Source organism: Blastococcus sp. OS1-29, assembly GCF_057628075.1.
Genome location: NZ_JBXXJK010000001.1, coordinates 900,792 through 914,825, shown reverse-complemented (window position 1 = coordinate 914,825; position 14,034 = coordinate 900,792). Strand labels below are relative to the sequence as shown.

Annotated in this window: 9 protein-coding genes; 4 read left to right on the top strand and 5 right to left on the bottom strand. The window is 74.8% G+C overall.

Translation table 11 applies throughout. The annotated features are described in order from the left end of the window. Positions 1-16 precede the first annotated feature (16 nt). On the top strand, positions 17-823 hold the full coding sequence (hcaB, locus tag AC2H4J_RS04520; protein ID WP_487463629.1) for a 3-(cis-5,6-dihydroxycyclohexa-1,3-dien-1-yl)propanoate dehydrogenase: 807 nt from the start codon (positions 17-19) through the stop codon (positions 821-823). Here hcaB and AC2H4J_RS04515 read toward each other — a convergent pair whose 3' ends face one another. The 5 genes from AC2H4J_RS04515 to AC2H4J_RS04495 all read right to left on the bottom strand — a co-directional run bounded on the left by AC2H4J_RS04515 (position 824) and on the right by AC2H4J_RS04495 (position 10,039). Further along, entirely contained in the window at positions 824-2,170 is a 1,347-nt protein-coding gene (locus AC2H4J_RS04515; RefSeq protein WP_487463628.1) for a sensor histidine kinase, read from the bottom strand. Continuing rightward, positions 2,167-3,810 (bottom strand): FAD-dependent oxidoreductase, encoded by a 1,644-nt coding sequence (locus AC2H4J_RS04510; protein WP_487463627.1) that lies wholly within the window; start codon positions 3,808-3,810, stop codon positions 2,167-2,169. The genes AC2H4J_RS04515 and AC2H4J_RS04510 overlap by 4 nt, the downstream gene beginning before the upstream one ends. A gap of 25 nt (positions 3,811-3,835) precedes the next feature. Continuing rightward, the gene (locus AC2H4J_RS04505) at positions 3,836-5,854 is read right to left on the bottom strand and encodes a hypothetical protein (protein ID WP_487463626.1); all 2,019 of its coding nucleotides are present in this window, start codon (positions 5,852-5,854) and stop codon (positions 3,836-3,838) included. 83 nt (positions 5,855-5,937) lie between these two features. Then, complete coding sequence (locus AC2H4J_RS04500) at positions 5,938-9,516, bottom strand: ATP-binding protein (protein WP_487463625.1); 3,579 nt, start codon at positions 9,514-9,516, stop codon at positions 5,938-5,940. 79 nt (positions 9,517-9,595) lie between these two features. Beyond that, positions 9,596-10,039 carry a MarR family winged helix-turn-helix transcriptional regulator gene (locus tag AC2H4J_RS04495; protein WP_487463624.1) on the bottom strand — a complete coding sequence of 148 codons (444 nt, stop codon included), beginning with the start codon at positions 10,037-10,039 and terminating at the stop codon, positions 9,596-9,598. 111 nt (positions 10,040-10,150) lie between these two features. Between AC2H4J_RS04495 and AC2H4J_RS04490 the strand changes: the two genes are divergently transcribed. The 3 genes from AC2H4J_RS04490 to AC2H4J_RS04480 are packed head-to-tail and all read left to right on the top strand — an operon-like array spanning position 10,151 to position 14,007. Next, on the top strand, positions 10,151-11,077 hold the full coding sequence (locus AC2H4J_RS04490) for an aldose 1-epimerase family protein (RefSeq protein ID WP_487463623.1): 927 nt from the start codon (positions 10,151-10,153) through the stop codon (positions 11,075-11,077). A 40-nt stretch (positions 11,078-11,117) separates the two neighbouring features. Continuing rightward, positions 11,118-12,170, top strand: coding sequence for a glucose 1-dehydrogenase (locus AC2H4J_RS04485; protein WP_487463622.1), 1,053 nt, complete (start codon positions 11,118-11,120; stop codon positions 12,168-12,170). Between the two features lie 34 nt (positions 12,171-12,204). Beyond that, entirely contained in the window at positions 12,205-14,007 is a 1,803-nt protein-coding gene (locus tag AC2H4J_RS04480) for a glycoside hydrolase family 15 protein (RefSeq protein ID WP_487463621.1), read from the top strand. Positions 14,008-14,034: the final 27 nt, after the last annotated feature.

Sequence of the window (14,034 nt, the reverse complement as noted above, 5' to 3'; positions counted from 1 at the left end):
ACGGAGCGGAGGACAGATGGGCTGGCTCGAGGACGACGTGGCGATCGTGACCGGAGCGGGATCGGGGCTGGGCCGCGCGCTGGTCGACCGCTTCGTCAGCGAGGGCGCCCGCGTGGTCGCCGTGGACCGGGACCCCGACCGGGTCGCCGAGGTGGAGGCCGAGCACGGAAAGGCCGCCGCCGGGGTCGTCGCCGACATCACCACGGCCGACGGCAACGCCCGCGCGGTCGACGAGGCGCTGTCCCGGTTCGGCCGGCTCGACACCTTCGTCGCCAACGCCGGCATGTTCGACTACGGCGCCGGGCTGCTCGACACCCCGGTCGAGGCCCTCGAGCGGGCGTTCGACGAGCTGTTCGCCGTCAACGTGAAGGCCTGTCTGCTCGGCGCCAAGGCCGCGGCACCCGCTCTCGCCGAGCACCGCGGCTGCCTGCTGATGACCGCGTCGATGTCGTCGACCCACGCGGGAATCGGCGGCGTCGTCTACACCGCCTCGAAGCACGCCGTCGTGGGGCTGGTCCGCCAGCTCGCCTACGAGCTCGCCCCCGCCGTCCGGGTCAACGGGGTCGCGCCGGGCTTCATGGCCACCGACATCCGGGGACCCCGGGCGCTCGGGCAGGAGAACCGCACGCCGGCCTCGCTGCCCGGCCTGGACCAGATCGCCGTCGGCGCGGCGCCGCTGGCCTTCCTGCCGCGCCCGGCGGACTACACCGGCCACTACGTGCAGCTGGCCTCGCGCGCGAACGCCGCCGCGACGACCGGCGTCGTCATCGCCTGCGACGGGGGCCTGGACGTGCGCGGCCTCGCCGCACCGCCGGGCGCCTGATCAGCGGTGCCGGGGCAGGACGACGCGAGCTCGGGTGACCCCGTCGGCGGAGGTGAGCGTCAGCGAGCCCTTGTGCCGCTGGGCGACCACCGCCAGCGACGTCGCGAGCCCCAGTCCGGTGCCCTGCCCGATCGGCTTGGTCGTGTAGAACGCGTCGAACACCCGCGCCAGCACCTCGGGCGGCACGGTGGGCCCGGTGTTCTCGACGTCGACCACGACGGTGTCCGGCTCGCCGCGGGTGCGCACGACGACCTCGCCCTCGCCCCCCACGGCGGCCAGGGCGTTGTCGAGCAGGTTCGTCCACACCATCGCCAGGTCCGCGGCCCAGCCCTCGACCACCTGGGGCCGCGGATCGAAGTCGCGGACGATCCGGACGCCGGGGGGCACCTTGTGCCGCACCAGCACGAGTGCCTGCTCCAACCCGGCGTGGACGTCGACCTCGGTGAGCGACTGGTCGGCGGCGTAGGCCAGCGGCCGCACCCCGGAGACGATCTTCGAGAGATAGTCCGCGCCCGCCGACACCTCCTCCAGGACCGCGCGGATCTCCTCCGCGCGGACCAGCTCCCGCACCGCCGCGCCGCGACGCTCGGCCGGAAGGTCGGCCAGCGCGCCGGTCAGGTCCCCCGGGTCGACGCCGAGGCGCACCAGGTCGGCCGCCGCACTCCACCCGCCGTCGACGCCCGCCGCGCCCAGCGCCCCGGCGACCGCCGCCTCGGCGTCGGCCTGCGCGAGCGGGTCGCCGGGCACCGTCGCGTGCCCCACCAGCCGCTGCAGCTCGTTGACCGGACCGTTCGCGTCGGCGAGCAGCGTGCGCAGGCGGGCGGCCCCACGCTGCACGGCCGCGGCGGGGTTGTTCACCTCGTGCAGCAGCCCGGCGGCGAGGTTGCCGAGCGCCGCCATCCGCTCGTGCTGGCGGAGCAGGCCCTCCTCGCGGTCCAGCCGCCGCGTGGTCGCGGTCAGCAGGGCCCGGGCCGCGGTCGGATGGGCGAGCAGGGTGTCCAGCGCCTCGGCCCCGATCCGCTGCACCCGCGCGGGGCCGCGCGCCCGCACCGTCGCCGAGCGCGGCCGTCCGTGCGCCACGCCCAGCTCGCCGATCAGGTCCCCAGGGCCGCAGACGTTGAGCAGCAGCTCGGCGCCGGTGGAGTGCCGGGTGATCTCCAGTTCGCCGTCGGTGACGACGTACATCGCATCCGGCGGCGAGCCCTCGCTCATCAGCACCTCGCCCGGCGCCAGCTCCACGGTGCGGCTGGTGGCGGCGAGCGCGGCGACGTCGGCGGGCGGCAGTTCGGCGAACAGCCGCGACCCGCGCAGGGCGACCGCGAGATCGAGTTCGGGCGTCGCCGTCACCGACCGGCCAGCCGCTCGTGGGCGAAGCGCACCGCCATCGCGCCCTCCCCCACGGCGGACGCGATGCGCTTCACCGAGCCGTGCCGGACGTCGCCGGCGGCGAACACCCCCGGCACGGACGTCTCCAGCGGCAGCGGGGGCACGGCCAGCGGCCAGTCCGGCGGCGGGATGCCGAGGTCGCCGCCGGTGAGCACGAACCCGCGGTCGTCCCGGCGGACGACGCCCTCCAGCCAGCTGGTGCGCGGGGCCTGCCCGACGAACACGAACAACGCGTCGGCGGCCACCTCCTGCTCGTCGGTGCCGTTCGACCGCAGCCGCAGTCCCTCCAGGCGCCGCTCCCCCAGCGCGCCGGCGACCTCCGTCCGGTACTCGACGGAGATCTTCTCCGAGGCCTCGATCCGGTCGATGAGGTAGCGCGACATCGTGCTGGCCATCTCCGAGCCGCGGATCAGCAGCGTCACCGACGCGGCGAACTGCGACATGAAGATGGCCGCCTGCCCGGCCGAGTTGCCGCCCCCGACGACGAAGACCCGGCCGCCGGCGTGGTCGACGCCCTCGGCCCGGCCGGCGCCGTAGTAGACGCCCATGCCGGTGAGCGCGGCGGCGCCCGGCACGTCGAGCGTCCGGTAGTTGACCCCGGACGCGATGAGCAGTGTCGAGGCGCTGATCTCGGTGCCGTCGGCCAGCCGGATCACGGTGTACGGGTCCTCGCGGCGGAGCCCCGCCACCTCGGCGGGCACCAGGATCTCCGCGCCGAACCGGATGGCCTGCTCGCGGGCCCGCAGCGTGAGGTCGGCGCCGGAGAGCCCGGTCGGGAAGCCGAGGTAGTTCTCGATCCGGCTGGTCGTGCCGGCCTGCCCGCCCGGCGCGTTGCACTCCAGCACCAGCGTGGACAGCCCTTCCGAGGCGCCGTAGACACCGGCCGCCAACCCGGCCGGGCCGGCGCCCGCGACGACCAGGTCGTAGGCCTGCCGCTCGGCGCGCACCTGCAGGCCGATCCGCTGGGCGACCGTGGTCAGGTCGGGGTCGACCAGCACCTCGCCGTCGTCGGTGACCAGCACGGGCAGCGTGCCCGCGTCGGCCTGGGCGGCGTCCAGCAGCAGCCGGGCCTGCGGGTCGGCCTCCAGGTCCAGCCACCGGTAGGGCACGAGGTTGCGGGCGAGGAACTCGCGCAGGGCATGACTGCTCGGCGACCACCGGTCGCCGACCACGCGCAGGTTCGCCGCCGGAGCGGGCCGCCGCCAGGTCTCGAGCAGGTCGTCGAGCACCGGGTAGAGCCGCTCGTCGGGCGGGTCCCACGGCTTGAGCAGGTAGTGGTGGACATCGGCGTCGTTGATCGCGCGGATGGCGGCGTCGGTGTCGGCGTAGGCGGTCAGCAGCACCCGCTTCGCGTCCGGGTAGAACTCGCGCGACGCGGCGAGCAGCTCGGTGCCGCTCATCCCGGGCATCCGCTGGTCGACCAGCAGCAGGGCCACGGTGTCCTCGCGCAGCCGCAGCCGGCGCAGCAGGTCGAGCGCCTGGTCGCCGGAGGACGCGGTGATCACCTGGTAGTGCTCGGCGTAGCGGTCGCGCAGGTCGCGTTCGACGGCGGCGAGCACCGGGGCGTCGTCGTCCACCGCCATCAGCACCGGTCGGCTCATCGGTCTCCTCCAGCTCTCGGGCGGCTCATCGCCTGGGCGAGCGCACGGCCCGCTGGTCTCGCCGCGACTCCAGCGCCGTCCGCAGCACCGACGTCCCCAGGGCGACGGGTGCGTCGCCCACGGGCGGCGCGTCCCCCAGCACGGCGAGGACGGCGTCGTCGGCGCCCCCCGCGGCGGCGACGGCGTCGCAGACGGCGGTGAGCGCGGTCGCCAGCGGCGCCGACGGCTCGGGCAGGTCGAGGTCGCGGCGCCACGGCGCCCCCGGCCGGGCGTCGGCGAGGACGTCGGCCACCCGCTCGGGAGCGTGCTCCATCGCCTCGGCGACCGCGTCGGCCCAGGCGGTGACGATGGTGAGCTCCGCGGCACCGAGCGCGACGCCGGTGACGCCACGGGGCCCGGGCGCCCGCTGGGGGTCACCGGGCACCGCGGTCACCTGGTGCACGCCGGCGACCACCAGGCCGGTGGCGTTGTCCACCGGCGTCCGCCCGTCGGCGCAGCGCCGACGGGCACGGGTGTGCGCGACGCTCATGACGACGCCGTCCGAGCCCGGGTCCAGCGAGATCTCGCGCAGGCCGCGGGTGGGGTCCTTCCACATGGCGACCACCGAGGACGGCGGCATGCCGATCGGGCGGCTGCGCTGCACCATGCCCGACGCGGTGAGCGTCAGCACCGCCGTGCCGGGGTCGTCGGCGAGGACGCTGGCATAGCGGGCGGTCCAGCGGGAGGCCAGCTGCGGCCCGTCGAGCAGGATCGTGACGACCAGCGAGGGGCCGACGTCCCGGAGCAGCTCGGCCACCTCGTCGAGGCGGGCGAGGTCCTCGCAGACGACGGCGACCACGGTGAGGCCCTCGCTGAGCTCGACGAACTGGAGCGACCGGCGCGGCACTTCCATCGCCTCCCACCAGCGCACCGACGGGTGCAGCGCGCCGGCCAGGTGGTACTGGTTGATCTGGCTCTCGTCGAGGAACCAGCGGTGGTGCTTGTTCTGCCGGTAGTGCGCCCAGCAGCCGCCGACGTGCACGCCGAGGTGCACCCAGTTGCCGGGCGGCCGTCCGTCGGCCGGCGCCGGCTCGCGGACGCCGGCCATGAGCATGCCCACGCCGTACCGCGAGAGCAGCGCCTGCAGCGGCTGCACGTCGTCGACCGGCACGCTGCTCTCCGGCAGGATCACCGCGTCCACGCCGTCGACCTCGTCGAGCGCCGCGATGAGCACCCGCTCCACCAGGTCGAGGTCGAAGGGCTCGGCCGGGTCGAACGCGAAGGTGCCGTACGGCTCGTTCTCGGCGCGGTGCACGGTGCCCTGCAACGGACGGAAGTCCCGCTGCCGCACCCGCAGCGGCCACGGGAGCAGTAACACGTTGGCGTGCTGCTGGCCGGTGCCCGCGCGCCGCGCGGGCGCCTTGTGCCAGGCGACGTCGACCGCGGCGCCCCGCAGGCAGACGTAGCGCGACAGCGACCGGAAGCTGATGCCGCCGGGCGGGGTGCGGCCCTTCGGCAGCACCCGCAGCCGGTAGGTGGGGACCGCGGACAGCGACCCGGTGCGGGCGAGCAGCTCCCCGGCCCGGCCGCGGAAGCGGAACCCGGCCGCGCGCTCCGGGTCGAGGGTGGCGGCGACGCCCGCGCACGCCTCGTCGCCCAGGGCCAGCAGGATGAACAGGGCCTCGCAGACCTCCCACGCACTGCCGTCCGCGATGGCGTCCAGTCCGGTGTCCGCCGCGTCGAGCAGCACCGCCCAGGTGTCGCCGACCAGGTCCGGCGGTGGCCCGGCCCGCTCCTCCGCCCAGGTGCACCACTGCTCGGCGGTCGTCGTGACGACGTCGTTCCAGCCGGCGAAGCGGCGCGGGGGCCAGTGCTGCCCCGCCGGCGGCGACACCGCGAACCGGTAGGCGTGGGTGTGGCTGAGCACGGTGCCGGCGAGGGCGAAGAGGTCCGGCGGCCAGTCGAGGTCCTGCTCGGAGAGGTCCCGACCGCTCACGTCGGCCCACAGCGAGGCGATCGTCGGCGGTGCCGTGGCGGTGCGCACCGGCCGCGGGACGACGTCCATGGGCCCCCCGTCTGCGCGGCGTCCGGGGACGCTCCGGTTGCTTGAGGCGGAGAGTAGCCACGACCGGCCGCTGCGTGGAGGGATTACCGCCTGGTTGTCGGGCTCGCGATCGCGGCGAGCCGCTGGTTCACCGGCGCAGCCAGGAACGAGGCGCGCAGCCGGTCGTCGCGGATCTGCCCGGCCTGCACGCGGAGGAAGTCCGCGGCCCGCTGGGCGATGTCGGCCGCCCGGGGGTCGCCGGCGTCCGCGAGCACCCGGTGGACGTCGGCCAGCACCCGGCCGGGCTGGACGACGCCCGGGGCGGCCGCGCGGTCGAGGGCCGGGAGGATCACCTCGACCACCTCCAGCGCGGCGGGCAGGTCCCCGGCGTCCTGCAGCGCGAGCGCGAGCACCGAGAGGCTCTCCAGCCAGTCGGCCTCGATCCCGAGCTCTGCGTGCTGCTTCGCGACGGCCCGCAGCAGCTCCACCGCGGCGGGGTCGCCGACGTCCTGGCGGACCATGCCGGCGAGCAGATCCGCGCGGGCCCGGGCGTGCGGGACGTCGTCCGTCGCGGCCGCTTCCTGCGCCTCGGTGGCGTGGGCGACGGCCTCGTCGACGCGGCCGTCGGCGAGGTCGACGGCGGCCATGGACGCGAGCAGGTGGGCGGTGAAGTACGGCAGCTGGTGCTTGCGGCTCTCCTCGAGCCCGCGTTCGAGGTACTCCCGCGCGGCCTGGTGGTCACCGGCGAGCCGGTGCCCGTCGCCGAGGCTCTGCAGCGAGGCGACCACGCCCTCGGCGTCGTCGATCTCCTCGGTCAGGTGCAGCGCCCGGCGGCCGCCGTCGAGGGCGTCGTCCAGCCGGCCCTGCTCCATCGCGATCCGGGCGAGGTTGGTGAGCATGACGCCCTCGCGGTAGCGATGACCGGTGGCCTGGAACACCTCCAGCGCCTCCTCCGACGCGACCCGCGCCTCCTCCAGGCGGCCCCAGTTCATCAGCAGCGCACCGAGTTGGCCGACGACCATGGCCTCGCCCTCGCGGTCGTTGATCTGCCGGTGCTCCGCCCGGGCGGCGTCGAGCAGCCGCATGCCCTCCTCCGTGGCGCCCCGGTTGGTGGCGACGACGGCGAGCAGGCGCAGCAGCTCCCCGGCCCGCCGGTGGTCCCCGATCCTGCGGGCGATGGCCAGCGACCGGTTGAGCAGGTCGCGCGCCGGGTCGTGCTCGTTGACGTAGGCGAGGCTGCGGCCGCCCTGCATGAGTGCGTCGGACTCCAGGTCGTCCCGGTTGGCCCGGCGCGCCAGCTCGGCCGCCTCCTCGGCGACCGGGGGGACGGCCGGGTAATCGCCGCGGAAGAACAGCCAGCGTCCCTCGGCGAGCCGCACCTGCGCCGTGCGGGCGGGATCGAGGGCGTCCTCGGCGCCGAGCTCGTCCAGCGTGGCCCGCTGCTCCTCGCGCCGGCCCATCCGGTCGAGCACCGACTCCTCGGCCAGCAGCACGTCGCACCACAGGTCGCGCTCGCCGGTGGGCACCAGCGTCCGCGCGCGGGTGAGCAGCCGCAGGGCGTCCTCCCCGGAGAACGTGCTGGCCGCGTGCTGGCCGGCGCGCAGGTACCAGCGGGCGGCCGCGGCCGGGTGCCCCGCCTCCTCGTGGTGGTGCGCGACCGCGGCGGCGTGCTCGTCGGGGCGTCCGCTCTTCGCGACCGCCTCCTCGAGCCACTGCGCAGCCACCGCGTGGTGCCTCCGCCGCACCGACCGCAGCACCCCCTCGTAGGCGACGTCGCGCATCAGGGCGTGCCGGAAGGAGAACTCGCGGCTGCCGGAGAACGTGGAGTGCGGTCGCGGGAAGACGACCTCACGGGCGGCCAGGGTGTCCAGCGCGACGTCACGCACCGGCTCGGCGAGCGACGTCGCGAGCCGGGCCACCGCCTGGTCCCAGAACACGCGGCCGACGACGGCGGCGCCGCCGATCACCGCGCGCTCGGCCACCTCGAGGGAGTCCAGCCGGGCCTGCAGGAGGCCGCGGAGCGTCGTCGGCACCCGGACGGACCGGACGGCGCGGGCGGCCACCTGCCAGCGGTCGGCGGAGGTGTCGACCACGCCCTCCTCGACCAGCCACTTGACCAGTTCCTCGACGTAGTACGGGTTGCCGTCGGCGGTGCGCACGACGAGGTCGACCAGGGACGGCGGCACGTCGTCGGCGCGCTGCAGGATCTCGGCGACCAGGTTGCGGGCGTCGTCGTCCGACAACGGATCGAGCTGCACCCGACTGTGCCCCGGCCCCTTGCCCCAGCTCGGTCGCTGCTCGAGCAGGGTCGGGCGAGCGGTGGCGAGCACGAGCAGCGGGCCGCCGGGCGGCGCCTGCGCGAGCGCCTCCAGGGAGTCCATGCTGGCGGAGTCGGCCCAGTGCAGATCCTCCAGCAGCACGACGACCGGGGCCCGCTCGGCCAGCCGGTCCAGCAGTTTGAGCACCAGCGCACTGCCGCGCCGCCGCAGCGACTCGGGGTCGGTCGTCGCGACGGCGGTACGGCCCTCCTCGCCGACGGCGAACCCGAGCCACGTGGCGACGGTCTCCGGAGCGCCGTCGCGCGCCTCGGCGGAGCCGAGCAACTGGGCCCAGCCCTCGCGCCATTTCTGGCGCACCCGCTCGGGCGCGTCCGTGGCCCGGATGCCGAGGCGCTCGGCGAAGACGCTGCGCAGCAGCGCGTTGGGCACGTTCTCGGTGGACGGCGACGCACGTCCGCGCAGCACCCAGACGTTGCTGGGGATGCGGGCCAGCCAGGTGTCGATGTCGTGCACGAGCCGTGACTTGCCGACGCCTGCCTCGCCCAGCACGGTGACGATCCGCCGGTTGTGCTCGCTGACCACCGCCGCGTAGGCGTCCTGGAGCTGGCGCAGGTGCTGCTCGCGGCCGATGGTGCGGGTGACCACGCCCTCGACGCCGCGGGTCTCCGGCCAGTAGCCCTCGCGGTCGCCGGCGACCACCACGTAGGCGTCGACCGGGCCGTCGATGCCCTTCAGCTTCAGCCCGGGCACCCGGCGCAGCCCGAACTCGCCGGCCACCTGCCGGGTCGTGTCGGCCGAGAGCAGCACGGTGCCCGGGCCGGCGGCGGTCTGCAGCCGGGCCGCGCGGTTGGCCGTCTCGCCGACGACGAGGAACTCGCCGGACTCCCGCTCCGCCATGCCGGTGACGACCATCTCGCCGGTGTCGACGCCGACCCGCATCTGCAGGTGCACCCCGAGCGAGGCGCCGAACTGCACGTTCAGTTCCTCCAGGGCAGCGAGCATCGCCAGCGCGGCCCGGACCGCGCGGGTGGCGTCGTCCTCCTTGGACCGGTAGAGGCCGAAGACCGCCATCGCGGCGTCGCCGATGAACTTCTCGACGACCCCGCCCTCGGCCTCGACGGCGGACCGCACCGCCGCGAAGTAGCGGCTCATGACCTGCTGCAGGTCCTCCGGGTCGAGCCGCTGGGCCAGCGGGGTGGAGTCGACGAGGTCGGCGAACAGGACCGTGACGAGCTTGAGCTGCTCCCCCACCGAGGCGGCGAGCAGCCGGTCCCGCTTCTCGATCAGCGGCGCCAGCGCGGTCTCGACGACGAGGTCACCGAGGACGGCGCGCTGACCCTCCAGCGCGGCGATCGCCTGGTCGAGGGCGGCCAGCTCAGCCGTGGGGGCTCCCGCTTCGCTCATCGGCCCCTCTCCCGTCGGACCAGCGGACGGTACCGCCGCGGGCCGCAGCGCAGGACCCTTTTGCCGAACCGGCCCAGGGTCACGCGTCGTGGGCTCGACCGGCGGCCGTGGTCGCGTGCGTCAGTTCGGAGATCGCCCGCACGACGGCGTCCCGGCGCTCCGCGGGGACACGCTCCAGGCACTCCTTCAGCAGCACCACGCGCCGCCGGTCGAAGCGGCGCAGCAGCCGCTTGCCGTCATCGGTGAGGGTCAGGCTGATCTCGCGCCGATTGGCCTCCGACTGAGCGCGGTGCACCCACTCGGCGCCGACCAGCCGGTCGACCAGCCGGCTGGCCGTGGAGACGGTGATGCCGATGTCCTCGGCCAGCTGGGCGAGATTCGCCTCACCCTTCTGCCGGAGGGCGGTCAGGGCCCGCAGCTGCACCGGGGAGACGCCACCGCCGTCCTCCGAGGCGCGCACCGAGGCGTCCATCACCATCCGCGCGAGGGCCAGCAGAACGTCGTCCTCCGGCACCGTCGCCACCCCGCGCTCCTCTCCGCCCTGCCCACGCAGCCCCGGCATCGACCCGCGGCCGGCCGGAATTCGACCTACCCTTGCCGTATAGCAAGTGTTGCACGTGGGTAGGGAGGAAGCATGACAACGGCCGCGCCGCCGTCGGGCAAGCAGTTCACCCTGCAACTCGGTACTGCCACGGCCGTGGTCACCGAGGTCGGCGGGGGGCTGCGGAGCTACGGGGTCGACGGTGTCGAGTTGCTCGACGGCTACGGCATCGACCAGATGTGCACCGGCGCGCGGGGCCAGACGTTCATCCCCTGGCCCAACCGCATCGCCGACGGCCGCTACGAGTTCGACGGCGAGACGTACCAGCTTCCGCTCACCGAGCCCGACGCGCGCAACGCGATCCACGGGCTGACGCGCTGGTCGGAATGGCATCTGGCGGGCGGGAACGGGCACAGCATCACGATGCAGGCCACCCTGCACGCCAGCCCGGGCTTCCCGTTCCCGATGCGGTGCCAGATCCGGTACCGGCTGCACGCCGGCGGCCTGTGCGTCGAGACGCGAGCCACCAACATCGGAGCGAGGCCGTGCCCGTACGCCACGGGGGCCCACCCGTACCTGTCCCTCGGGACGGCGCGCATCGACGATCTGACCGTCCAGCTACCTGCGGGCCGCTACCTCCCCACCGACGACCGCGGCATCCCCACCGGCACGGAGCCCGTCGAGGGCACCCGGTTCGACCTGCGCGATCCCAGCCCGCTGGGCGATCGCGTGATCGACAACGCCTTCACCGACCTGATCCCCGACGACGACGGCGGCTGCGAGGTGTCGGTCCGCTCCCCCGCCGGACGGGCGGTGCGCCTCTGGCTGGACTCCTCGTACCGCTACGTCGAGCTCTTCACCGGCGACACCCTGCCCGACCCCTCGCGCCGACGGCGGGGCCTCGGCGTGGAGCCGATGACCGCCGCACCCAACGCGTTCCGCACCGGCGACGGCCTGCTCACCCTGGATCCGGGGGAGACGCACACGGCGACCTGGGAGCTCCGACCGGGAACCCGCTGACCAGCCTGCACGACGGACGACGACGAGGAGGACGACCCGCATGCGCGCACTGACCGTCACGCCCGGCCAGGCCGGCTCGGCACGGGTCGCCGACGTGCCGGACCCCGAACCCGGCCCCGGCGAGCTGCTCGTCGAGGGACTGGCCCTCGGCATCTGCGGCACCGACCGGGAGATCGCCGCCGGCGAGTACGGCTGGGCGCCCCCCGGCCGGGATCGGCTGGTCCTCGGTCACGAGTCGCTCGGGCGGGTGCGCACGGCACCCGAGGGGTCGGGCTTCTCGGCGGGCGACCTGGTCGTCGGCGTCGTCCGGCGCCCGGACCCCGTGCCGTGCGGGGCCTGCGCCCACGGCGACTTCGACATGTGCCGCAACGGGCAGTACACCGAGCGGGGCATCAAGGCGATCGACGGCTACGCCGCCCATCTGTGGAGCGTCGAGAGCGACTTCGCCGTCCGGCTGGACCCGGCGCTGGCCGACGTCGGCGTACTCCTGGAGCCGACGAGCGTCGTGGCCAAGGCCTGGGACCAGATCGAGCGCGTCGGCAACCGGTCGTGGTTCGCCCCCGAGCGGGTGCTGGTCACCGGCGCCGGACCGATCGGGCTCCTCGCGGCGCTGCTCGGCGTCCAGCGCGGACTCGAGGTGCACGTCCTCGACCAGGTGCGCGAGGGCCGGAAGCCCGAGCTCGTCGCCGACCTCGGGGCCACCTACCACTGCGACGGGTACGACGACGCGGTCAGCGCCGGCCGCCCGGACGTCGTCGTCGAGGCCACCGGAGCCGCCCCGCTCGTCACGGCCGCGATGGCCGGCACGGCGGGCTACGGGATCACCTGCCTGACCGGCGTCTCCGCCACCGGCCGACGGATCCAGCTCGACGCGGGCGCGCTCAACCGCGAGATCGTGCTCCAGAACGACGCGATCCTCGGGTCGGTCAACGCCAACCTGCGGCACTACGCGGCGGCCGCCCGGTCGCTCGCCGCGGCGGACGCCGGGTGGCTGGGCCGGCTGATCACCCGCCGGGTACCGCTGGAGGACTTCGCCGAGGCCCTGCGCCCGGCCGGCGACGACGTGAAGGTCGTGCTGACGCTCGGCGACTGACACACCCCACCCGCGTGCACGGACAGGAGGATCGATGGTCGGCAGGATCGAGGACTACGGGCTGATCGGTGACCTGCAGACGGCCGCACTGGTCGGCCGGGACGGGTCGATCGACTGGCTCTGCCTGCCGCGCTTCGACTCCCCCGCCTGCTTCGCCGCGCTGCTCGACGACGACAGCGCGGGCCGCTGGCTGCTCGCGCCGGCGTCGGGCGGCCCGTGCACCCGCCGGCACTACCGAGGCGACTCCCTGGTGCTCGAGAGCGTGTGGGACACCGCCGACGGCACGGTGCGGGTCGTCGACCTGATGCCACCGCGCGGCGAGGCCCTCGACGTGATCCGGCTCGTGGAGGGGGTCTCGGGGCGCGTCCGGATGCGCTCGGAACTGGTCCTCCGGTTCGACTACGGGCACGTGGTCCCGTGGGTGCGACAGGAGGACGGCGATCTCGCCGCCGTCGCCGGCCCGGACGCCGTCTGGTTCAGCACGCATGCGCCCGTGGAGCACGACCACCAGCGGATCGAGGCGACGTTCGAGGTCTCCGCGGGCGACCGGGTGCCGTTCGTGCTCACGCACGCGGCGTCGTTCGGCCGGCGTCCCCGCGTCGTCGAGGCCGAGGACGCGCTGCAGCAGACCACCGACTTCTGGGCCGACTGGATGGACCACTGCCGGTACCGCGGACGGTGGCCCGAGGCCGTGCACCGGTCGGTGCTCACGCTCAAGGCGCTGACCGACGACCGCACCGGCGGCATCGTCGCGGCGGCCACCACGTCCCTGCCCGAGCAGCTGGGCGGCGCGCGCAACTGGGACTACCGGTACTCCTGGCTGCGGGATGCGAGCTTCACCCTGCAGGCCCTGCTCGGCACCGGCTACGTCCGGGAGGCCCGCGCCTGGCGCGACTGGCTGCTGCGGGCCGTCGCCGGCGACCCGGCCGACCTGCGGATCATGTACGCCCTCGACGGCTCCCGGCGGATCCCCGAGTACGAGATGGACTGGCTGTCCGGCTACGAGAACTCCTCGCCCGTGCGCGTGGGCAACGCGGCCGCCGAGCAGTTCCAGCTCGACGTGTGGGGCGAGGTGCTCGACGGTCTGCACCTGTCGCGACAGGCGGGGCTGCACTCGACACCGGACGCGTGGCGGCTGCAGGAGTCGTTGATGGAGTTCCTCGAGGGCGCGTGGGAACGGCCGGACAACAGCCTGTGGGAGGTCCGCGGCCCGAAGCGCCCGTTCGTGCACTCGAAGGTCATGGCCTGGGCGGGGGTCGACCGCGCGGTGCAGGCGGTCGAGCGGTTCGGGCTGGCCGGCCCGGTGGACAGCTGGCGCCGGCTGCGCCAGGAGATCCACGACGACGTCTGCGCCAAGGGCTACGACGCGGACCGGAACACCTTCACCCAGTTCTACGGATCCCGGGGCCTGGACGCCGCGCTGCTGCTCATCCCCCGGGTCGGGTTCCTGCCGTGGGAGGACCCGCGCGTGGCCGGCACGATCGACGCCGTCGCGCGGGAACTGGACGAGGACGGCTTCCTGCTGCGCTACCGCCCCGACGCCGACGGCGGCGTCGACGGTCTGGCCGGCCAGGAGGGCGCCTTCCTCGCCTGCACCTTCTGGCTGGCCGATGCCTACGCGGGGCTCGGCCGCACGCAGGAGGCGGAGGGGTTGTTCGAGCGCCTGCTGGGGCTGCGCAACGACCTGGGGCTGCTCAGCGAGGAGTACGACGTCCACGCCAAGCGCCAGGTCGGCAACACCCCGCAGGCGTTCAGCCACGTCGGGCTGGTCAACACGGCCCGGCACCTCAGCGGCAGCCCCGTCTCGCACCAGGGGCACCCGGGGGACGACGAATGACCCCCGTCACCGACCGACAGTCGCTAT

Excerpts from the sequence above, each read along its gene's own strand:
- AC2H4J_RS04485 (WP_487463622.1), top strand. The coding sequence starts at position 11,118 with ATGCGCGCACTGACCGTCACGCCCGGCCAGGCCGGCTCGGCACGGGTC.
- AC2H4J_RS04505 (WP_487463626.1), bottom strand. The coding sequence starts at position 5,854 with ATGGACGTCGTCCCGCGGCCGGTGCGCACCGCCACGGCACCGCCGACG.
- AC2H4J_RS04510 (WP_487463627.1), bottom strand. The coding sequence starts at position 3,810 with ATGAGCCGACCGGTGCTGATGGCGGTGGACGACGACGCCCCGGTGCTC.
- hcaB (WP_487463629.1), top strand. The coding sequence starts at position 17 with ATGGGCTGGCTCGAGGACGACGTGGCGATCGTGACCGGAGCGGGATCG.
- AC2H4J_RS04490 (WP_487463623.1), top strand. The coding sequence starts at position 10,151 with ATGACAACGGCCGCGCCGCCGTCGGGCAAGCAGTTCACCCTGCAACTC.
- AC2H4J_RS04480 (WP_487463621.1), top strand. The coding sequence starts at position 12,205 with ATGGTCGGCAGGATCGAGGACTACGGGCTGATCGGTGACCTGCAGACG.
- AC2H4J_RS04500 (WP_487463625.1), bottom strand. The coding sequence starts at position 9,516 with ATGAGCGAAGCGGGAGCCCCCACGGCTGAGCTGGCCGCCCTCGACCAG.